The sequence below is a fragment of the Streptoverticillium olivoreticuli subsp. olivoreticuli genome, from assembly GCF_003391135.1.
Classification (GTDB): Bacteria; Actinomycetota; Actinomycetes; order Streptomycetales; family Streptomycetaceae; genus Streptomyces; species Streptomyces blastmyceticus.
Map to the genome: position 1 here is coordinate 1,474,213 of NZ_CP031455.1, position 14,667 is coordinate 1,488,879.

General features: G+C 72.9%; 13 protein-coding genes. 10 read left to right on the forward strand and 3 right to left on the reverse strand.

All coding sequences use genetic code 11. The features are described from left to right. The first annotated feature begins 5 nt into the window (after positions 1-5). From DXZ73_RS06420 to DXZ73_RS06450, 7 genes are all read left to right on the forward strand, one after another. Entirely contained in the window at positions 6-791 is a 786-nt protein-coding gene (locus DXZ73_RS06420) for a LysM peptidoglycan-binding domain-containing protein (RefSeq protein WP_116210042.1), read from the forward strand. Between the two features lie 6 nt (positions 792-797). After that, on the forward strand, positions 798-2,666 hold the full coding sequence (locus DXZ73_RS06425; RefSeq protein ID WP_116210043.1) for a VgrG-related protein: 1,869 nt from the start codon (positions 798-800) through the stop codon (positions 2,664-2,666). A gap of 18 nt (positions 2,667-2,684) precedes the next feature. Beyond that, positions 2,685-2,960, forward strand: coding sequence for a PAAR domain-containing protein (locus tag DXZ73_RS06430; RefSeq protein WP_116210044.1), 276 nt, complete (start codon positions 2,685-2,687; stop codon positions 2,958-2,960). 2 nt (positions 2,961-2,962) lie between these two features. Further along, a complete protein-coding gene (locus DXZ73_RS06435) occupies positions 2,963-3,370 on the forward strand; it encodes a GPW/gp25 family protein (RefSeq protein ID WP_116210045.1) in 408 nt (135 codons plus the stop codon). Further along, positions 3,367-5,340, forward strand: a complete 1,974-nt coding sequence (locus DXZ73_RS06440) for a putative baseplate assembly protein (protein ID WP_116210046.1) — start codon at positions 3,367-3,369, stop codon at positions 5,338-5,340. Before DXZ73_RS06435 ends, DXZ73_RS06440 begins: the two co-directional genes overlap by 4 nt. Before the next feature lies 1 nt (position 5,341). Then, positions 5,342-5,899 (forward strand): phage tail protein, encoded by a 558-nt coding sequence (locus tag DXZ73_RS06445; protein ID WP_116210047.1) that lies wholly within the window; start codon positions 5,342-5,344, stop codon positions 5,897-5,899. A gap of 683 nt (positions 5,900-6,582) precedes the next feature. Then, positions 6,583-7,107: a discoidin domain-containing protein gene (locus tag DXZ73_RS06450; protein WP_116210048.1), complete on the forward strand. Its 525-nt coding sequence runs from the start codon at positions 6,583-6,585 to the stop codon at positions 7,105-7,107. Between the two features lie 16 nt (positions 7,108-7,123). Here DXZ73_RS06450 and DXZ73_RS06455 read toward each other — a convergent pair whose 3' ends face one another. The 3 genes from DXZ73_RS06455 to DXZ73_RS06465 all read right to left on the reverse strand — a co-directional run bounded on the left by DXZ73_RS06455 (position 7,124) and on the right by DXZ73_RS06465 (position 9,976). After that, a complete protein-coding gene (locus DXZ73_RS06455) occupies positions 7,124-7,933 on the reverse strand; it encodes a polysaccharide deacetylase family protein (protein ID WP_240351237.1) in 810 nt (269 codons plus the stop codon). 75 nt (positions 7,934-8,008) lie between these two features. After that, positions 8,009-8,992 carry a trypsin-like serine peptidase gene (locus DXZ73_RS06460; RefSeq protein ID WP_116210050.1) on the reverse strand — a complete coding sequence of 328 codons (984 nt, stop codon included), beginning with the start codon at positions 8,990-8,992 and terminating at the stop codon, positions 8,009-8,011. Between the two features lie 417 nt (positions 8,993-9,409). Further along, positions 9,410-9,976 (reverse strand): GNAT family N-acetyltransferase, encoded by a 567-nt coding sequence (locus DXZ73_RS06465; protein WP_116210051.1) that lies wholly within the window; start codon positions 9,974-9,976, stop codon positions 9,410-9,412. A 349-nt stretch (positions 9,977-10,325) separates the two neighbouring features. Between DXZ73_RS06465 and DXZ73_RS06470 the strand changes: the two genes are divergently transcribed. From DXZ73_RS06470 to DXZ73_RS06480, 3 genes are all read left to right on the forward strand, one after another. Beyond that, positions 10,326-11,153: a G1 family glutamic endopeptidase gene (locus DXZ73_RS06470; protein WP_116210052.1), complete on the forward strand. Its 828-nt coding sequence runs from the start codon at positions 10,326-10,328 to the stop codon at positions 11,151-11,153. Positions 11,154-11,258: 105 nt separating this feature from the next. Next, on the forward strand, positions 11,259-13,157 hold the full coding sequence (locus tag DXZ73_RS06475) for an ABC transporter ATP-binding protein (protein ID WP_116210053.1): 1,899 nt from the start codon (positions 11,259-11,261) through the stop codon (positions 13,155-13,157). Between the two features lie 122 nt (positions 13,158-13,279). Further along, a complete protein-coding gene (locus tag DXZ73_RS06480; protein ID WP_162890071.1) occupies positions 13,280-14,623 on the forward strand; it encodes a glycoside hydrolase family 6 protein in 1,344 nt (447 codons plus the stop codon). The last annotated feature ends 44 nt before the right edge of the window (positions 14,624-14,667 follow it).

The following is a 14,667-nucleotide window of genomic DNA, read 5'->3' on the forward strand; positions in this document are numbered from 1 at the left end:
GCCCGATGAGCACACCTGTGGCGTTCAGCGCGGCGGGCACCGGGGGTGCCGCACCCCGGAGCGGGGGTGCCCGGCCCAAGCTGGAGCACGCGTATCTGGAGCTGCGTACGCCACCGCACGGCGGCAGTCTGACGCCCGGCGGGCCGTGCGGGCGCATCGACTTCCAGTTCAACCCCAAGGAGCTGAGCCTGACGAAGGCGGCGGCCTGGAAGCGGAGCCCGGCCAAGGGGGCGAAGAGCGCGGGGCCGCCCGAGTACCAGGGGCCGCAGCCCAGCAAGCTCACGGTCGAGATGTTCTTCGACGCGAGCGACACGCAGGACACCAGTGTCGTGAAGTCGGTGGAGCGGCTGTTCGCGTGCTGTGTGCCGACCAGTGAGACGCGTCAGCAGCAGCGGTCGTCACCGCCGTGGGTGGTGTTCCACTGGGGCGGGCTCACAGGCTTTCCCGGCTACGTCAGCCAAGTGCAGGTGAAGTACACGCTGTTCACGACGTCCGGGGTGCCGATCCGGGCGGTGTGCCAGGTGACGATGGAGGAGATCAGCGGGGAGACGCCGGGGCAGAACCCGACGTCGGGGGCGCTGCACGCGCGGCGGGTGCACCGGGTGCAGACCGGGGACACGCTGCCGCACCTGGCCTGGCGGGAGTACGGGGATCCCACGGTCTGGCGGGTGATCGCCGAGGCCAACGGCATCGACGACCCGATGCGGCTGGCCACCGGCCGGGAGTTGCTGATCCCCGCGCTGGACGAGCTGGACCACCTGCGCGACACCACCACGGTCCGGGGCAGGTGAGGTGGCGTGGTCGAGCAGAGCGTCGCGAAGTCCCTGGTGGTGGAGGTGGCGGGCCGTCCGCTGCCACCGGACCTGACCAACACCCTGGTCGAGGGCTATGTGGACGACAGCCGTACGCTGCCCGGTCTGTTCGTGCTGCGCTTCCGCGACCCGGCCCGGGTGCTGCTGGAGAAGGCGGGGCTGGCCGTCGGGACGAAGGTGCGGCTGCTGGCCAGGGCGGGCGGCGGCCCGGGCCCGCAGCCGCTGCTGACGGGCGGTGTCACCGCGCTGGAGGTGGAGATCGACGACACCGGCACCTTCACGGTCGTGCGGGGGCTGGACGAGTCGTACCGCCTCTTCCGCGGCCGCCGGGTGGCCAGTTACCAGAACATGACGCTCGCCGACATCTGCGCCCGGGTCGCGCAGCGGGCGGGGCTGCGCCCGGGGAAGGTCGACGTGGCCGGGCCGGTGCTCGAGCATGTGGCGCAGCCCAACGTCAGCGACTGGGAGTTCGTGCGCGGTCTCGCCGAGGAGGCGGGGGCGCAGGTGTACGTGGCGGACGGCGCGCTGAACGTCACGAAGCCGGCCGGGGCGGACGGTGCGCCCGATGTGTCGGTCCGCGCGGACCGGCATCCCCTCGTCCTGGAGATGGGCGACAACCTGCTGCGCTGCCGGGCGGGGGTGTCGGCGGCCGAGCAGGTGTCGTCGGTGGAGGTGCGCGGCTGGGACGTCCGGGCGAAGCGGCCGCTGGTGGGCCGGGCGGCCGCGGGCAAGTCCCGGACGCTGGAGCTGGGGGTGACGGCGGCTCAGGTGGCGGCGCCGTTCGGCGAGGCGAGCTTCGTGGTCACGGACGCCCCGTACGGCACACAGGCGGAGGTGGATCAGGCGGCGGGGGCGCTGGCGGAGCGGATCGCCGGGTCGTTCGCCGAGCTGGAGGCGATCGTCCGGGGCAATCCGGCGGTACGGGCGGGTGGCGCGGTGACGCTGACCGGGGTGGGCAAGCCGTTCGAGGGCCGGTACACGGTGACCTCCTCGCGGCACGTCTTCGACGCGGTGCGGGGCTATGAGACGTGGATCTCGGTGTCGGGGCAGCAGGAGCGTTCGCTGTTCGGGCTGACCGGGGGTGGCTCCGGCGGTCAGGGGCCGGGTGCCGGTTCGCGCTGCTCGGGGCTGGTCAACGGCACGGTCACGGACACCAAGGACCCCGAGGGGCTGGGGCGGGTCAAGGTGCGTTTCCCGTGGCTGTCGGACGAGTACGCGAGCGACTGGGCGCGTACGGCGCAGGCGGGCGGCACGGGCGGTGGTCCGGCGTTCATCCCCGAGGTCGGGCACGAGGTGCTGGTCGGGTTCGAGCACGGGCACCTGGACCGGCCGTACGTGCTGGCCGCGCTGCACAACGGGCAGGACAGGCCGTCGTCGGGAGGCCAGGGCGCGGAGGCCGTCGACCCCACGAGCGGTGCCGTGAACAAGAAGGCCTTCGGCTCCCGGAGCGGCAACAAACTGGAGCTGCTGGATGCGGCGAACGGCCCGCAGGGCGTCCATCTGGTCACCGGGGACGGGAAGCTGAAGATCGCGCTCGACCGCAAGGGCACCACGATCGTGCTGCACAGCGACGGCACGGTGGAGATCGACGCCAAGGAGCGGGTGTCGATCAGGGCGGGGAACGGGGTGGCCCTGGACGCGGGCACGGGCCCGCTGGAACTCGCGGGCGGCTCGGTGAAGCTGACGGCCCGCAGCGGCGTCCAGGTGGACGGCGGCAGCGGTCAGGTGCGGCTGGCGACGTCCGGCGCGCTGGACGTGCAGGGCGGTCAGGTGTCGGTGAACGGCTCCGCGCGTACGGAGATCAAGGGCGGCCGCACGGTGTCCGTCAACGCCCCCTTGGTGAAGATCAATTGAGAGAGGTGGACCCCGCACATGCCGGCAGCCGCTCGAGTGGGCGACCCCACGGGACATCCCGGTACCGTCGGGCCGCCCGGCGAACCCACGGTCCTGATCGGCGGGCGGCCCGCGGCCACCGTGGGCACACCGCACCAGTGCGCCTCGCCCGCCGCGCACACCGCGTCCCCGATCGCTCCGCCCGGCAGCGCGAGCGTGCTGATCGGCGGCAGACCCGCGGCCCGGGTCGGCGACACGGCGGGCTGCGGGTCACCGATCGTCTCCGGCTGCCCGACCGTGCTGATCGGAGGGTGAGCGTGGCACAGCAGTTCATCGGCGCGGGCTGGGCGTTCCCGCCCCGTACGGACGCCACCGGCAGCATCGCCCTGGTCGGCGGGGAGCGCGAGATCGAGGAGTCGATCCGGCTGGTCCTGGGCACCTCGCCCGGGGAGCGGCCGATGCGGCCGGAGTTCGGCTGCGCCCTCGGCGAGTACGTCTTCGCGCCGGCCGACGCGGGGACGGCCGGTCAGCTGGCGTACGAGGTGCGGCTCGCCCTGGAGCGGTGGGAGCCGCGCGTCGAGGTCGCGGAGGTGGCCGTCCGTTTCGACGAGGCGGACGACGGCGTGCTCTACATCGACATCGGCTACGCGATCCGCGGCACCAACGACCCGCGCAACCTCGTCTTCCCGTTCTACGTGATCCCCCGGCATGAGGAGGGCGCATGACGCTCACCGGCCCCAACCTGGACGACCGGCGGTTCCAGGCGCTGGTCGACGAGGCCAAGCGGCTGGTGCAACAGCGCTGCCCGGAGTGGACCGACCACAACGTCTCCGATCCGGGCGTCACCCTGATCGAGGCGTTCGCCACCATGGTCGACCAGCTCGTCTACCGGCTGAACCGGGTGCCGGACAAGAACTACCTGGCGTTCCTCGACCTCATCGGGGTGCGGCTCTTCCCGCCGACGGCGGCCCGCACCGAGGTGACGTTCTGGCTCTCCGCGCCGCAGCCGGACACGGTGCGGATCAGGAGGGGGACGGAGGTCGCCACCGTGCGCACCGAGACGGAGGAGGCGGTGGTCTTCACCACGGGCAAGGACCTTGCGGTGCCGCCGTGTTCCCTCGACCGTCTCGTCACCTGGCCCGTCGGCGGCGACGCCACGGACCGCTCGCAGGAGCTGGCCCTCGGCCGTGACGTGCCCTGCTTCGCCGCCGCCCCGGTGCCCGGCGACTGCCTCTACCTCGGCCTTTCCCGGCCGGTGCCCGGGTGCGCGCTGGTGCTGCGCCTGGACTGCCGGGTGGAGGGTGTGGGCGTCGACCCCCGCCGCCCTCCGCTCGTCTGGGAGGCGTGGGACGGCGGCGCCTGGGTGGGGTGCGAGGTCGACAAGGACGACACCGGCGGCTTCAACAAGGCCGGTGAGGTCATCCTCCACATGCCCGCCACCCACACGGCGTCCGTCGTCGCCCGGCACTCCGGCGGCTGGCTGCGCTGCCGGCTGCGGGAGGCCACGGCAGGTCAGCCCACGTACATCGCGTCGCCGACCGTAAGGCAGGTCACCGCGTTCACCATCGGCGGCACGGTGGAGGCGGCCCATGCCGAGACGGTCGCGGAAGAGCTCCTCGGCCTGTCGGAAGGGGTGCCGGGGCAGGGTTTCCGCGTCGCCCGCCCGCCGGTGGTGCCGGGCGGGGAACCGTTCGTGATCGAGGTGGCCGAGGGGAGCGGCTGGGTCGAGTGGACGAGGGTGGACGACTTCGCCCACTCCACCGTGACCGACCGCCACGTCACCCTTGACCCCACCTCCGGGCAGGTCGACTTCGGCCCAGCGGTGCGGGAGGACGGCGGCGGACTGCGGCTGTACGGCGCGGTGCCGCCGAAGGGCTGCCCGGTCCGGGTCCGCGCCTACCGCACCGGGGGCGGGCGCCGGGGGAACGTGGCGCGGGGCGCGCTGCGGATCCTGCGCAGCTCCCTGCCGTTCGTGGCGCGGGTGCAGAACCGCCGTCCGGCACTCGGCGGCGTCGACGGCGAGAGCGTGGAGAACGCGCGCGTCCGCGGCCCGCTGACCCTGCGCACCCTGCACCGGGCCGTCGTCCCGCACGACTACGAACAGCTCGCCCGCGAGGTCGCGCCGGACGCGGCTCGCGTGAAGTGCGTACCGGCCGGCGACCCGCGCTCCGACGCCGAGGGGACGGACGAACAGAGCGGCGGCGTACGGCTGTTGGTGGTGCCCGCCGGGCGCAGCGACGCGCAGGGCCGCATCGACTTCGACGAGCTCGACCCGCCGCCGGGCACCCTCGCGATGATCGCCTCGTATCTCGACGAGCGGCGCCCGATCGGCACCCGGCTCGTGGTCGAACCCCCCTACTACCAGGGCGTCACCGTGGTCGCCTCGGTCCGGGCGGGCCGCGGCGCCGCCGTCGACCGGCTGCGGGAGGCCGCGCTGGCCGCGCTCTACGGCTACTTCAACCCGCTCACGGGCGGCCCGGCCGGTGAGGGCTGGCCGTTCGGGCGGCCCATCCACTCCGGCGAGGTGTTCGCGGTGCTCCAGCAGGTGCCGGGCGTCGACCTGGTGGAGGACGTACGCCTCTTCCCCGCCGACCCGACGACCGGGGAGCGCGGCGAGGCGACCACGAGGATCGCGCTCGACCGGCACGCGCTGGCGTTCAGCTACGAACACCGGCTCCGGGTCCGGGAGTCCTGACGTGCGGGGGCCGCTTCCCGGGCTGCCGACGCCCCATCCGCTGCTGCACCGGCTGCCCGCCCTCTACCTCGAACACGACTTCCTCCAGCGCTTCCTGGGCGCGCTCGACGAGGTGCTCGCGCCGGTGCTGCTCACTCTCGACAACCTGCCCGCGTATCTGCACCCGCGCACCGCGCCCGACGACTTCGTGGCGTGGCTGGCCGGCTGGCTCGCGGTGGAGGCCGACGCCGAGCGCCCCGAGGACCAGCGGCGCGCGGTCGTCGCCGAGGCCGTCACCCGGCACCGGCTGCGCGGCACACTGCAGGGGCTGGCCGCGGCGGTACGGCTGGAGACCGGCGCCGAACCGGAGATCGACGAGAGCGGGGGCGCGTCCTGGTCCCCGGCCCCGGGCGGCGCGCTGCCCGGCTCGGCGGTGCCGCGGGTGACGGTACGGCTACGGGTGCGCGACCCGGAGCGCCACGACCTGGCCCGGCTGGAACAGCTCGTCGCCGACGAGGTGCCCGCGCACGTCGCGTACCGGGTCGAGATCCTGCCGACCACGGAGGAGCCCGCGCCATGACCTGCCCCGAGTGCGGCCACCACAACGCGCCCGACGCCCGGTTCTGCGGCTCGTGCCAGGCGTTCCTGGAGTGGGAGGGAGAAGGGGGCGGACGACGGCCGGGGGACGGGGCATCGGGGGACGGGCGGCGGGCGACGGGGACGCCGAGGCCCGCAGCGCCTACAGGAGACCTGTCGGCCACGGCACCGGCTGCGGGGGCCGGAGCGGCCGGAGCGCCACCGGCCGAGCCGATCACCGGCGCAAGGCCCGCTGACGCACAACCGTCCCGCCCGCCGCACGCCCCCGCTTCACCACCGGCCTCGGCGCCCACCCCCGATCCCGTACCCGCCATACCGCCACTACCCTCCTTCCCGCCTGTGGGAGCACCCGCCGGGCCGCGGCGGCCCGGGGAGCGGCCGGCGAGGGGGCCCGACAGCGGGCCGGAGGATTCCGGTGACGGGCCCGAGCGGGCGGTCGACGAGGGGGCGCGCGCGGACAGTCGCCCCTGCCCGCGGTGCCGGAAGCGCAATCCGGGCAGCCGTCGCCTGTGCCGGAACTGCGGTGCCCTCCTCGACACCGCCCCCACGCCCGGCCGGACGCGCGTCCCTTGGTGGCGGCGGCTGTTCCGGCGCGCGGAGCGGCCCCTGGCGGCGGGGACGCGGCCGCGGCGCCGGGCCTGGCGAAGGCCACGCCTGGCGCTGCCCGTGACCCTGCTGCTCGTGATCGGCGCGGTCTGGTTCGCGCGCTCCGGGCTTCCCGGCGTGTTCACGTTCACCCAGGACCGGACCAGCAAGCCGGAAGCCCTGCGTCCGACCGACGTCCGCGGCTCCAGCGAGGCTCCCGGTCACCCGGCGGGGTCGGCCTTCGACGGTTTCAGCAACCGTTACTGGGCGCCCGCGGACACCGGACAGGCCACCGGGCAGTATCTGGAGGCCGACTTCGACAAACCCGTACGGCTGCGGGAGCTGCTGATCACCTCGGGCAGTTCGGCCAATCAGGACGAGTTCCTGACCACGGCGCGCCCGGCGCAGATCACCGTGACGCTGGTCTCCTCCGACGGACACCGCAGCACGAAGGAGATCAACCTCAAGGACCAGCCGGGTCAGCAGACGTTCGGGATCCGCGGTTCGGATGTCGTACGCGTCCGGCTGACGGACCGCACCGACTTCGGCACCCGGCCCGACCGGCGGCTCGCGATCGCCGAGGTCGAGTTCTTCGGGCGCCGCTGACGGCGCGGCGCGGGCCTCAACGGGGGTGCGGCAGCAGGAGGGTGCGGAGGTCGGCGATCCGGTAGCCGTGGGCACGGACGGCGTCGATGATCCGCGGCAGTGCCTCGGCGTCCAGCGGCGAGTACTGCCCTTCGGCCACGTCGGCGCCGACGTGCATCTGCACGATCTCCCCCGGGACCAGGTGTGCCAGCACCCGGTCGACGGCGCGCCGGACCGTCATTCCACCGGCGTCGCCCTTGTATCCCCAGGTGTCCACGGTGAATTCGACGTCGGCGAAGCCGAGCGCGTTGACCTCCGCGATGCCCTGCGGGGTCGTGGCGCTGTAGGGGAAGCGGAAGAACGGCAGGGGCGCCTTCCCGGTCGCCTTCCGGATCGCGCGGTCCGCCCGGAACACCTGGTCACCGACCTGCGCGGGCGTGAGGTCGGCGAAGTAGGGGTGGTCGTAGGAGTGGTTGCCGATGCCGTGCTCCGCCGCCATCGCCCGCGCGGCCGCGGGCTGTTGCTCGGCGAACTCCCCCGTCAGGAAGAACGTGGCCGGCACGTGCCGGTCGCGCAGCACCTTGAGGACCGTGTCCACCCCGGCGTCGTCCCATGCCGCGTTGAACGTCAGGGCGACCACCCGGTCCGTGGTGCGCATCCTCCGGTTCGTGGAACCGAAGAGGCGCTCCGGCGGGCCGGGTTCCGTACGGGCCTGCGGCCGCGGGCGCGCCACCGTGCTCATGGCCGCGGCCGTGACGGGGGATTGCTGTCCGCTCGCGAGGAGGGCCAGGGCGGTGAGAGCGGTCAGGACGGTCAGGGACTTCGAGGCCATGGAAGCGAGTCGCATGCCCGGCCCAACGCGCCGGGCACCGCCGCGACACGGCCGTGCGCGCCCTGCCCGCCCTGCCGCTCTCCGCGACGGTCAGGTCGTCTGCGCCTGTTCGTAGAGGGTCTTGATGTCGTCGCCGAAGTAGGGGCCGAACATCGTGTTCGGCAGGAAGACGTAGCCGAAGCTGTTCACGGAGGCCTGGAGCCCGGAGCCGGTGGCCTCGTCGAAGCTCGCGAACCACGGTCCGCCACTGGACCCACCGGTCATGTTGCAGGACAGCCCGTGGTCGTGGGTGAGCAGGAAGTCCTTGGACGACGTCCCGCTGCAGTAGATGAGCTTGGTCCCGTCGTACGGGGAAGCCGCAGGGAAGCCGAAGGCGTACAGGGACTGGTTGTAGGCGCCGTTGAACTGGAGGCCCTGGGCGCCGACGGTCTGGGTGAGGGTCTGGCCGTTGAGCGGGGCGACGACGGCGGCGCCGACGTCGTAGTTCATGTCCTCGCCGGCGACCCATTGCGGTGTGGACATCGTCTTGGACGCGGTCCAGGCCCCGTAGGGCGCCTGCCCGTCGTGGTAGGCGGGGGCGAATACCCAGTTGGTGTGCCAGGTGCCCTGGTACTTGACGCAGTGTCCGGCGGTGAGGACGGTGCTGCCGTTCTGGCTGGTGACGGCGTCACCGGAGCAGGAGGCGGTACGGCCCTGGAAGGTGAAGAACACCCGGCCGGTGGTCTTCAGGACGGCGCCGCTGCCGGTCCACGCCCCGCCTGCCTGCGGGAAGTCCTTGACGTCGGCGGCGGGGGCGGTGGGTGCGACGGCGGCGGGGGCGCCGTGGGACTCCGGCCGCGCGAGGGAACCGGGGTTGATGCCCGGCAGGTCGAGCGGGGTGGCCGTGCGCATCCTCTCCGGGGTCCAGAAGGCGCGGGCCTTCTGCTGTGCGGTGGCGGTGGTCGCGGCGGTGTGGGTCGCGGCGGTGTGGTCGGTGGCCGGTGCGGCATGGGCCGTGGCGGTCTGGAGCCCTGCGGTGAGCAGGGCGCCGGCGGCCAGCAGGATTCCGGCGGCGGTACGGCGGGGACGTCTCACGCGTACTCCTTCTGCCCTGGCCGCGCGAGGGATCGCGCGGGCGGTGGGGGGCCGGACCGCGTGGGTGCGGTCCGGGCAGACGAGCGGTGCGGATACGAGGTGCGTGAGGGAGGGTCCCACGGAAGCCGTGAATTGTCAGGGGCGCATCAAATTGGTGGCCGGATGCCGGCCACCGCACGGGCATGGTCGTCCTTGCCGGCGCCCTGCCGTGACCGACGGCCCGGATGCCGGCCTGCGGCGGCACCGGAGGGCCTCACTCACGGAAACCCGTCGGACAGCGGCCGGAAAACGTCGGAAAACGCCCTGCCGTTCGACTGCTGAAGAAGACTTGGGACCGCGGCGCGGCGCCGGTGGCGGGTGCGGGGCCACCGGTCCCGAGCGGGCGGCGGCCCCGCACCCAGGCCCCGCACCCAGGCGTCAGCTGCCGAGGGCGACGCACATCGCGGACGGACCCGGGAAGTCCTCGGGCAGAGCGTCCATCAGCAGGACGTCGACACTCTGGCCGAGCCAGTGCCCGGTCCTCCGCAGGCGTCCGGCGAAGCGGAAGCCCGCCTTCGCGAAGGCCGCGATCCCCGCCCGGTTCGGCTCCAGGACCCTCAGCCACGCCGTGCTCAGCGCGCCCAGGTGGAAACCCCAGTCCAGGGTCAGCCGGGTGGCCTCCTCGGCATAGCGCTTGCCGCGCTGGGCGGGGGCGAGGACGATCGTGAACTCGGCCGCCCGCAGCCGTGGCTGGATGCGCAACGTGGTCATCCCGACGGGCTGTTTGTCCTTCAGGCGCACGATCTCGAACGTGGCGTGGTCCCGGTCGTCGAGCTGACGCTCCCAGGCTTCCGCGCGTACCTCCCACGACTGCGGGAAGCGGTTGCCGCGGCCGAGGATGGTCGCCGGGTCGTTCTCCCAGATGTGGTATTCGGTCAGCGTCTCCTGACGGGGGATGCCGAGGGCGAGCCGTTCTCCGGCGAGGAGGAGATGCGGGCTGCTCATATTGCTTCCTTCCACGCGGACACGACGGAGCGTCCGGCGTAATCGGGGACGTGGCGCGACGCGTCCGGGGTTCCCGTCACCGGGCGCCTCTTCCGCGTCGGCTGTCCAAGCCTGAGGGGACGGGCACGGGAGAGGCGCGATCTGCGAAGGACGACCACCCACACGTGTAGTGATGTGGAGGGGAGAGCTCCCGGGTCGCCGCCGCGCGACGCCGCCGCGTCCCCCGCATGAGGGATGTTCATCACCGTGCGTATCGGAGATACTTCACACTGTAAGCAGTCGGGGTCACCGTCCTGCCGGGCAACCTTCCCTGGCCACCCGTTGACGACGCGGACGACAGGAGAGGCCGGTGACCGAGTCGACCGAGCGGCGGCGCAGACGCCCGATGCTGAGCGGAGCGGCTCTGTGGACCGTGCTCGTCGCGGTCGCCCTGGCCTGCGGGCTCGCCGTCACCGCGCCGACGTCCCCATCACTGTCCGCCGCTGAGGACGTTGCCACGGCGGTCTCCCCCGCACCCGGCACGTCCGCCCGGTTCGACCCGTATCACGGCCACGTCCACGGGCGGGCGGGCAAGCGGCGCTCGCAGAACGGCTACAACTGGAGCGGTTATGTCGCGGGTGGGCAGGCGTTCACGACGGCCTCGGCCACCTGGACCGTGCCGAACATCTCCTGTTCGGCGGAGAGCGACTCCGTCGCGGAGTGGGTCGGCCTGGACGGCTGGAGCAATGACACGGTCGAGCAGATCGGCATCCAGGAGACCTGCGAGACCGGCGCCCCGACCTTCGACAACTGGTACGAGTTCTATCCCGAGCCCCCGGTGTATTTCCACGACCGGGTGCGGCCGGGTGACATCATCCACGCGGTGGCGCGCCATGTCTCCGGGACCACTTATCAGCTGTCCCTGACCGACGAGACCCAGGGCTGGACGAGAGAGAAGAAGCTCGACAGCTGGAGCGCGGCCAACAGCAGCGCGGAGGTGATCGTGGAGTCCAACCACCGGACGTTCCCGAGGTTCAGCCGGATCGACTTCACCAAGGCCAGGCTCAACGGATCGGCTCCCGGAGCGTTCGGGGCGATCAACTTGTGGGCCAGCAGCATGGGTCGGCAGCAGAACGAGGTGAGCGAGCTGTCCGGGCCCGAGCTGGACAGCTTCTCGGTCGCGTATCTCATGGAATGACCCTCCACCTTCGAGTGGTTTCTCAGCCATTTGTCAGTAATTAACCCAGGGCGTGCGACATCGTGCGGTGGATCACCGCCACGACTCGAACGCTCTGGGAGACCCATGACCACCGAGACCACTGAAAGACCCAACGAACAATTAAGGTTCCGCTCCCGCACCCTGGCCGTCCTGGAGAGGCGCCCCCTCACCGCCCAGGCGATGCGCAGGCGGCTGCCCCAGCTGGTGCGGAAGGCCCTGTCCCTGGCCTGGCGGGTGGACCGGCGTGCCGTGATCGCACTGCTGGCCTGTCAGGTCCTGTCCGGGGTGTCGGAGGCCTTCGGGCTGCTGGCCACCACGAAGACGATCACCGCGCTCATCGCCTCGGGCCATATCTCCGGACGGCTGATGGACGCGCTGCCGTCCCTCGTAGCGCTCGCGAGCGCGGCGGGGCTGCGCGCGCTCCTCGGCATCGCCGTCAGCAACATCTCCAGCCGGCTCTCCCCGCGCATCGCCCGCGAGGCGGAGATGCAGATGCTCGACGCGGCGATCAACGCGGAGCTCGTGGCGTACGACAGCCCCGGGTTCAACGACCGGCGCGAGGCGGCGGACCGGGGTGCGGAGGTCGCGCAGGACCTGCTCACCGAGTCGCAGGACCTCATCGCCTGCGTCGCGTCGCTGGTCGCCGCCGCCGGTGTGGTGACGCTGCTGCATCCGGTGCTGCTGCCCCTGCTCGTCCTGGCCACGCTCCCGCAGGGGATCGCCAGTGTGAAGGGGGCGCGCGTCCACTATCTGACCTCCCGCGCCCTGAGCGGCGACCGCCGGGTCCTGGGGCTGATGCGCTGGAACGTCACCGACCGGGACCACGCCGACCAGCTCCGCTCCTGCACCATGGCCCCCTTCCTCCTCGACCGCTACCGGGCCATCGGCAACCGCATCGACAGCGCGACCGACCACGCCGTGCACCAGGGCGCGCGGTACGCCCTGATGGGCGCCATCGCCGGAGGGATCGCTTCCGGGATGGTGTGGGCCGCGCTGGCCCTGCTGCTGGGATCCGGGCACATGTCGGTCGCCTCGGCGGGCACTGCGGTCTTCGCCCTGCGTACGGTCGGCTCGTCGCTGCGGGGCATGGTCGGCTACGGCACCAGGCTCTTCCGGACCGGGCTGTATCTGGACGACTGGGCGGAGTTCATCGAGGAGGCGGGCGGGCACCGGATGCGGCGCGGCTCCCGGGTCCCGGAGGCACCGCTGTGCGTCAGGGCCGAGGCTCTCACGTACCGCTACCCGGGCTCGGACCGGCCCGCGCTGGAGAAGGTCTGCCTGGAGGTGCGCCGCGGCGAGGTCCTGGCCCTTGTGGGTGAGAACGGCTCCGGGAAGACCACGCTCAGCAAGCTCCTGACGGGGCTTTACCTCCCCACCGACGGCAGTGTGACGTGGGACGACAGGGAGACCTCCGAGCTCGACCCGCAGGCGATGTGGCGGCAGACCGCCGTCGTCCCGCAGGACTTCGCGCACTGGCCCATGTCCGCACGGGAGAACATCACACTCGGTCAGCCGTACGGCGACGACGAGGCCGTGCTCCGGGCCGCAGGACACGCGGGGGCGGACGAGGTCGTCGACGGGCTGCGCAGTGGCCTCGACACCCTCCTGGCACGGGAGTGGTACGGCGGGGTGGACCTGTCCGGCGGGCAGTGGCAGCGCATCGCCATCGCCCGCGCCTTCTACCGGCGGGCCGGACTGCTCGTCATGGACGAGCCCACCAGCGCCCTCGACGCGCGGGCGGAGCACCGCATCTTCACCGGGCTGCGGAAGATCGCCGAGGACCGGGCCGTCGTCCTGGTCACGCACCGGCTGGCGAATGTGGCCGTCGCCGACCGTATCGTCGTCCTCGACCACGGACGGATCATCCAGGAGGGCACGTTCGGCGAGCTCACACGCTGCCCCGGGCTCTTCCGCGAGCTCTGGGAGCTCCAGAACGACCGGGGTGCCGAAAGCGCCGAGGAGGTGGTGCGCGCGGAGCGGTGACCGTACGGAGCGAACCCACGCGTCCCGTTCGGCTCAGTCCGACGAGGTCTGACGGTGCGACACATGTCAGCCTGGACGGGACAGAAGAGACAGATCGGCCTGGAACTCAGCCAGGGGGACGCGTGGGTAACCGACCCGGGAGACACACCGCCCGCTTCCTCGACGGGCAGCGGCAGAGCAGCGGTCCACAGCACCGTGTGGGCGCCGGCCACGGCGCCCACCGGAACAGAGCCGCCCGTCGGCGCGTGGACCGGCCGCGACGTCCGGCCACCCGGACCCCGCAGGGCCTGGTGCGGTGCGGGGCCGTCCTGCTGGCCTGCACGGGCATGGTGTGGCTGTTCCCGACGGGCGGGTGGGCCCTCGCAGACGACGTCGGCGACGAAGGCGGCAAGGCCACGTCGCCGTTCTGGGTGGAGCCGTCGGGGCCCGCCGCCCGGCAGGTGCGGGTGTGGCGGGAGCGGGGCCGGGACGAGGACGCCGCGCTCCTGGAGCGCATCGCGGAACGGCCGACAGCCGTGTGGCTGACCGACCAGGACCCCAAGGACCAGGCCGAGCAGGTCACCCGGCAGGCGGAACGCGCGGGCCGCATCCCGGTGCTGGTCGCGTACAACATCCCGCACCGGGACTGCGGACAGTACTCCTCCGGAGGCGCCGCCGACGCGGCCCACTACCGGGCGTGGGCGGCTAGGGCGGCGGCAGGGATCGGCACCCGGCAGGCGTGGGTCGTCCTCGAACCCGACGCCCTGGCCCAATGGGCCTCCGGCTGTGTACCGGGGGCGGCCGCCGCCGAGCGGCTGACGCTGCTGGCCGAGGCCGTGCAGATCTTCAAGGCCCAGCCAGGCACTTCCGTCTACCTCGACGCCGGCAACCCCGGCTGGATCGCGGACGAGAAGCACCTGGCCGACGCGCTCAAGCAGGCCGGGGTCGCCCGCGCCGACGGCTTCGCGCTGAACGTCTCCAACTTCCACACCACACCGGTCACTCGCGCCTACGGCGACCGGCTGTCCGCGCTGCTCGACGGCGCTCACTACGTCGTGGACACCAGCCGCAACGGCAACGGCCCCCTGCCCGCGGACAAGGAGCACGCCCCTGACCCCATGCCGCCGGCGCCCGCGCCCGTGCCCCCGCCCGGCACGCCTCCCCCGGCTCCGGCCGGGGCGGTCGGGAACGGTGCCGAGGCGGAGGACGACGACGGGGACGGCATGGCCGACGGCTGGGTCCGAAGTGCCGTCGGACGCGCGGTGGGTGCCTCCGGGGACGAGCCGTGGTGCAACCCTCCCGGTCGCGCGCTGGGCACTCCTCCCACGACGGCGACCGGCAGCCCCCTCATCGACGCCTTCCTGTGGATCAAACGGCCCGGGGAGTCGGACGGCGCGTGCAGGGGGGCTCCGCCGGCGGGGCATTGGTGGGCGGATTACGCGCTCCGGCTCGCGGGCGCGACGCCGACGACTTCGACGGGGCACTGAAGGCTCACCCATCGGGGGCCTCGCTGCTCCGGGCGGGCTGGGAC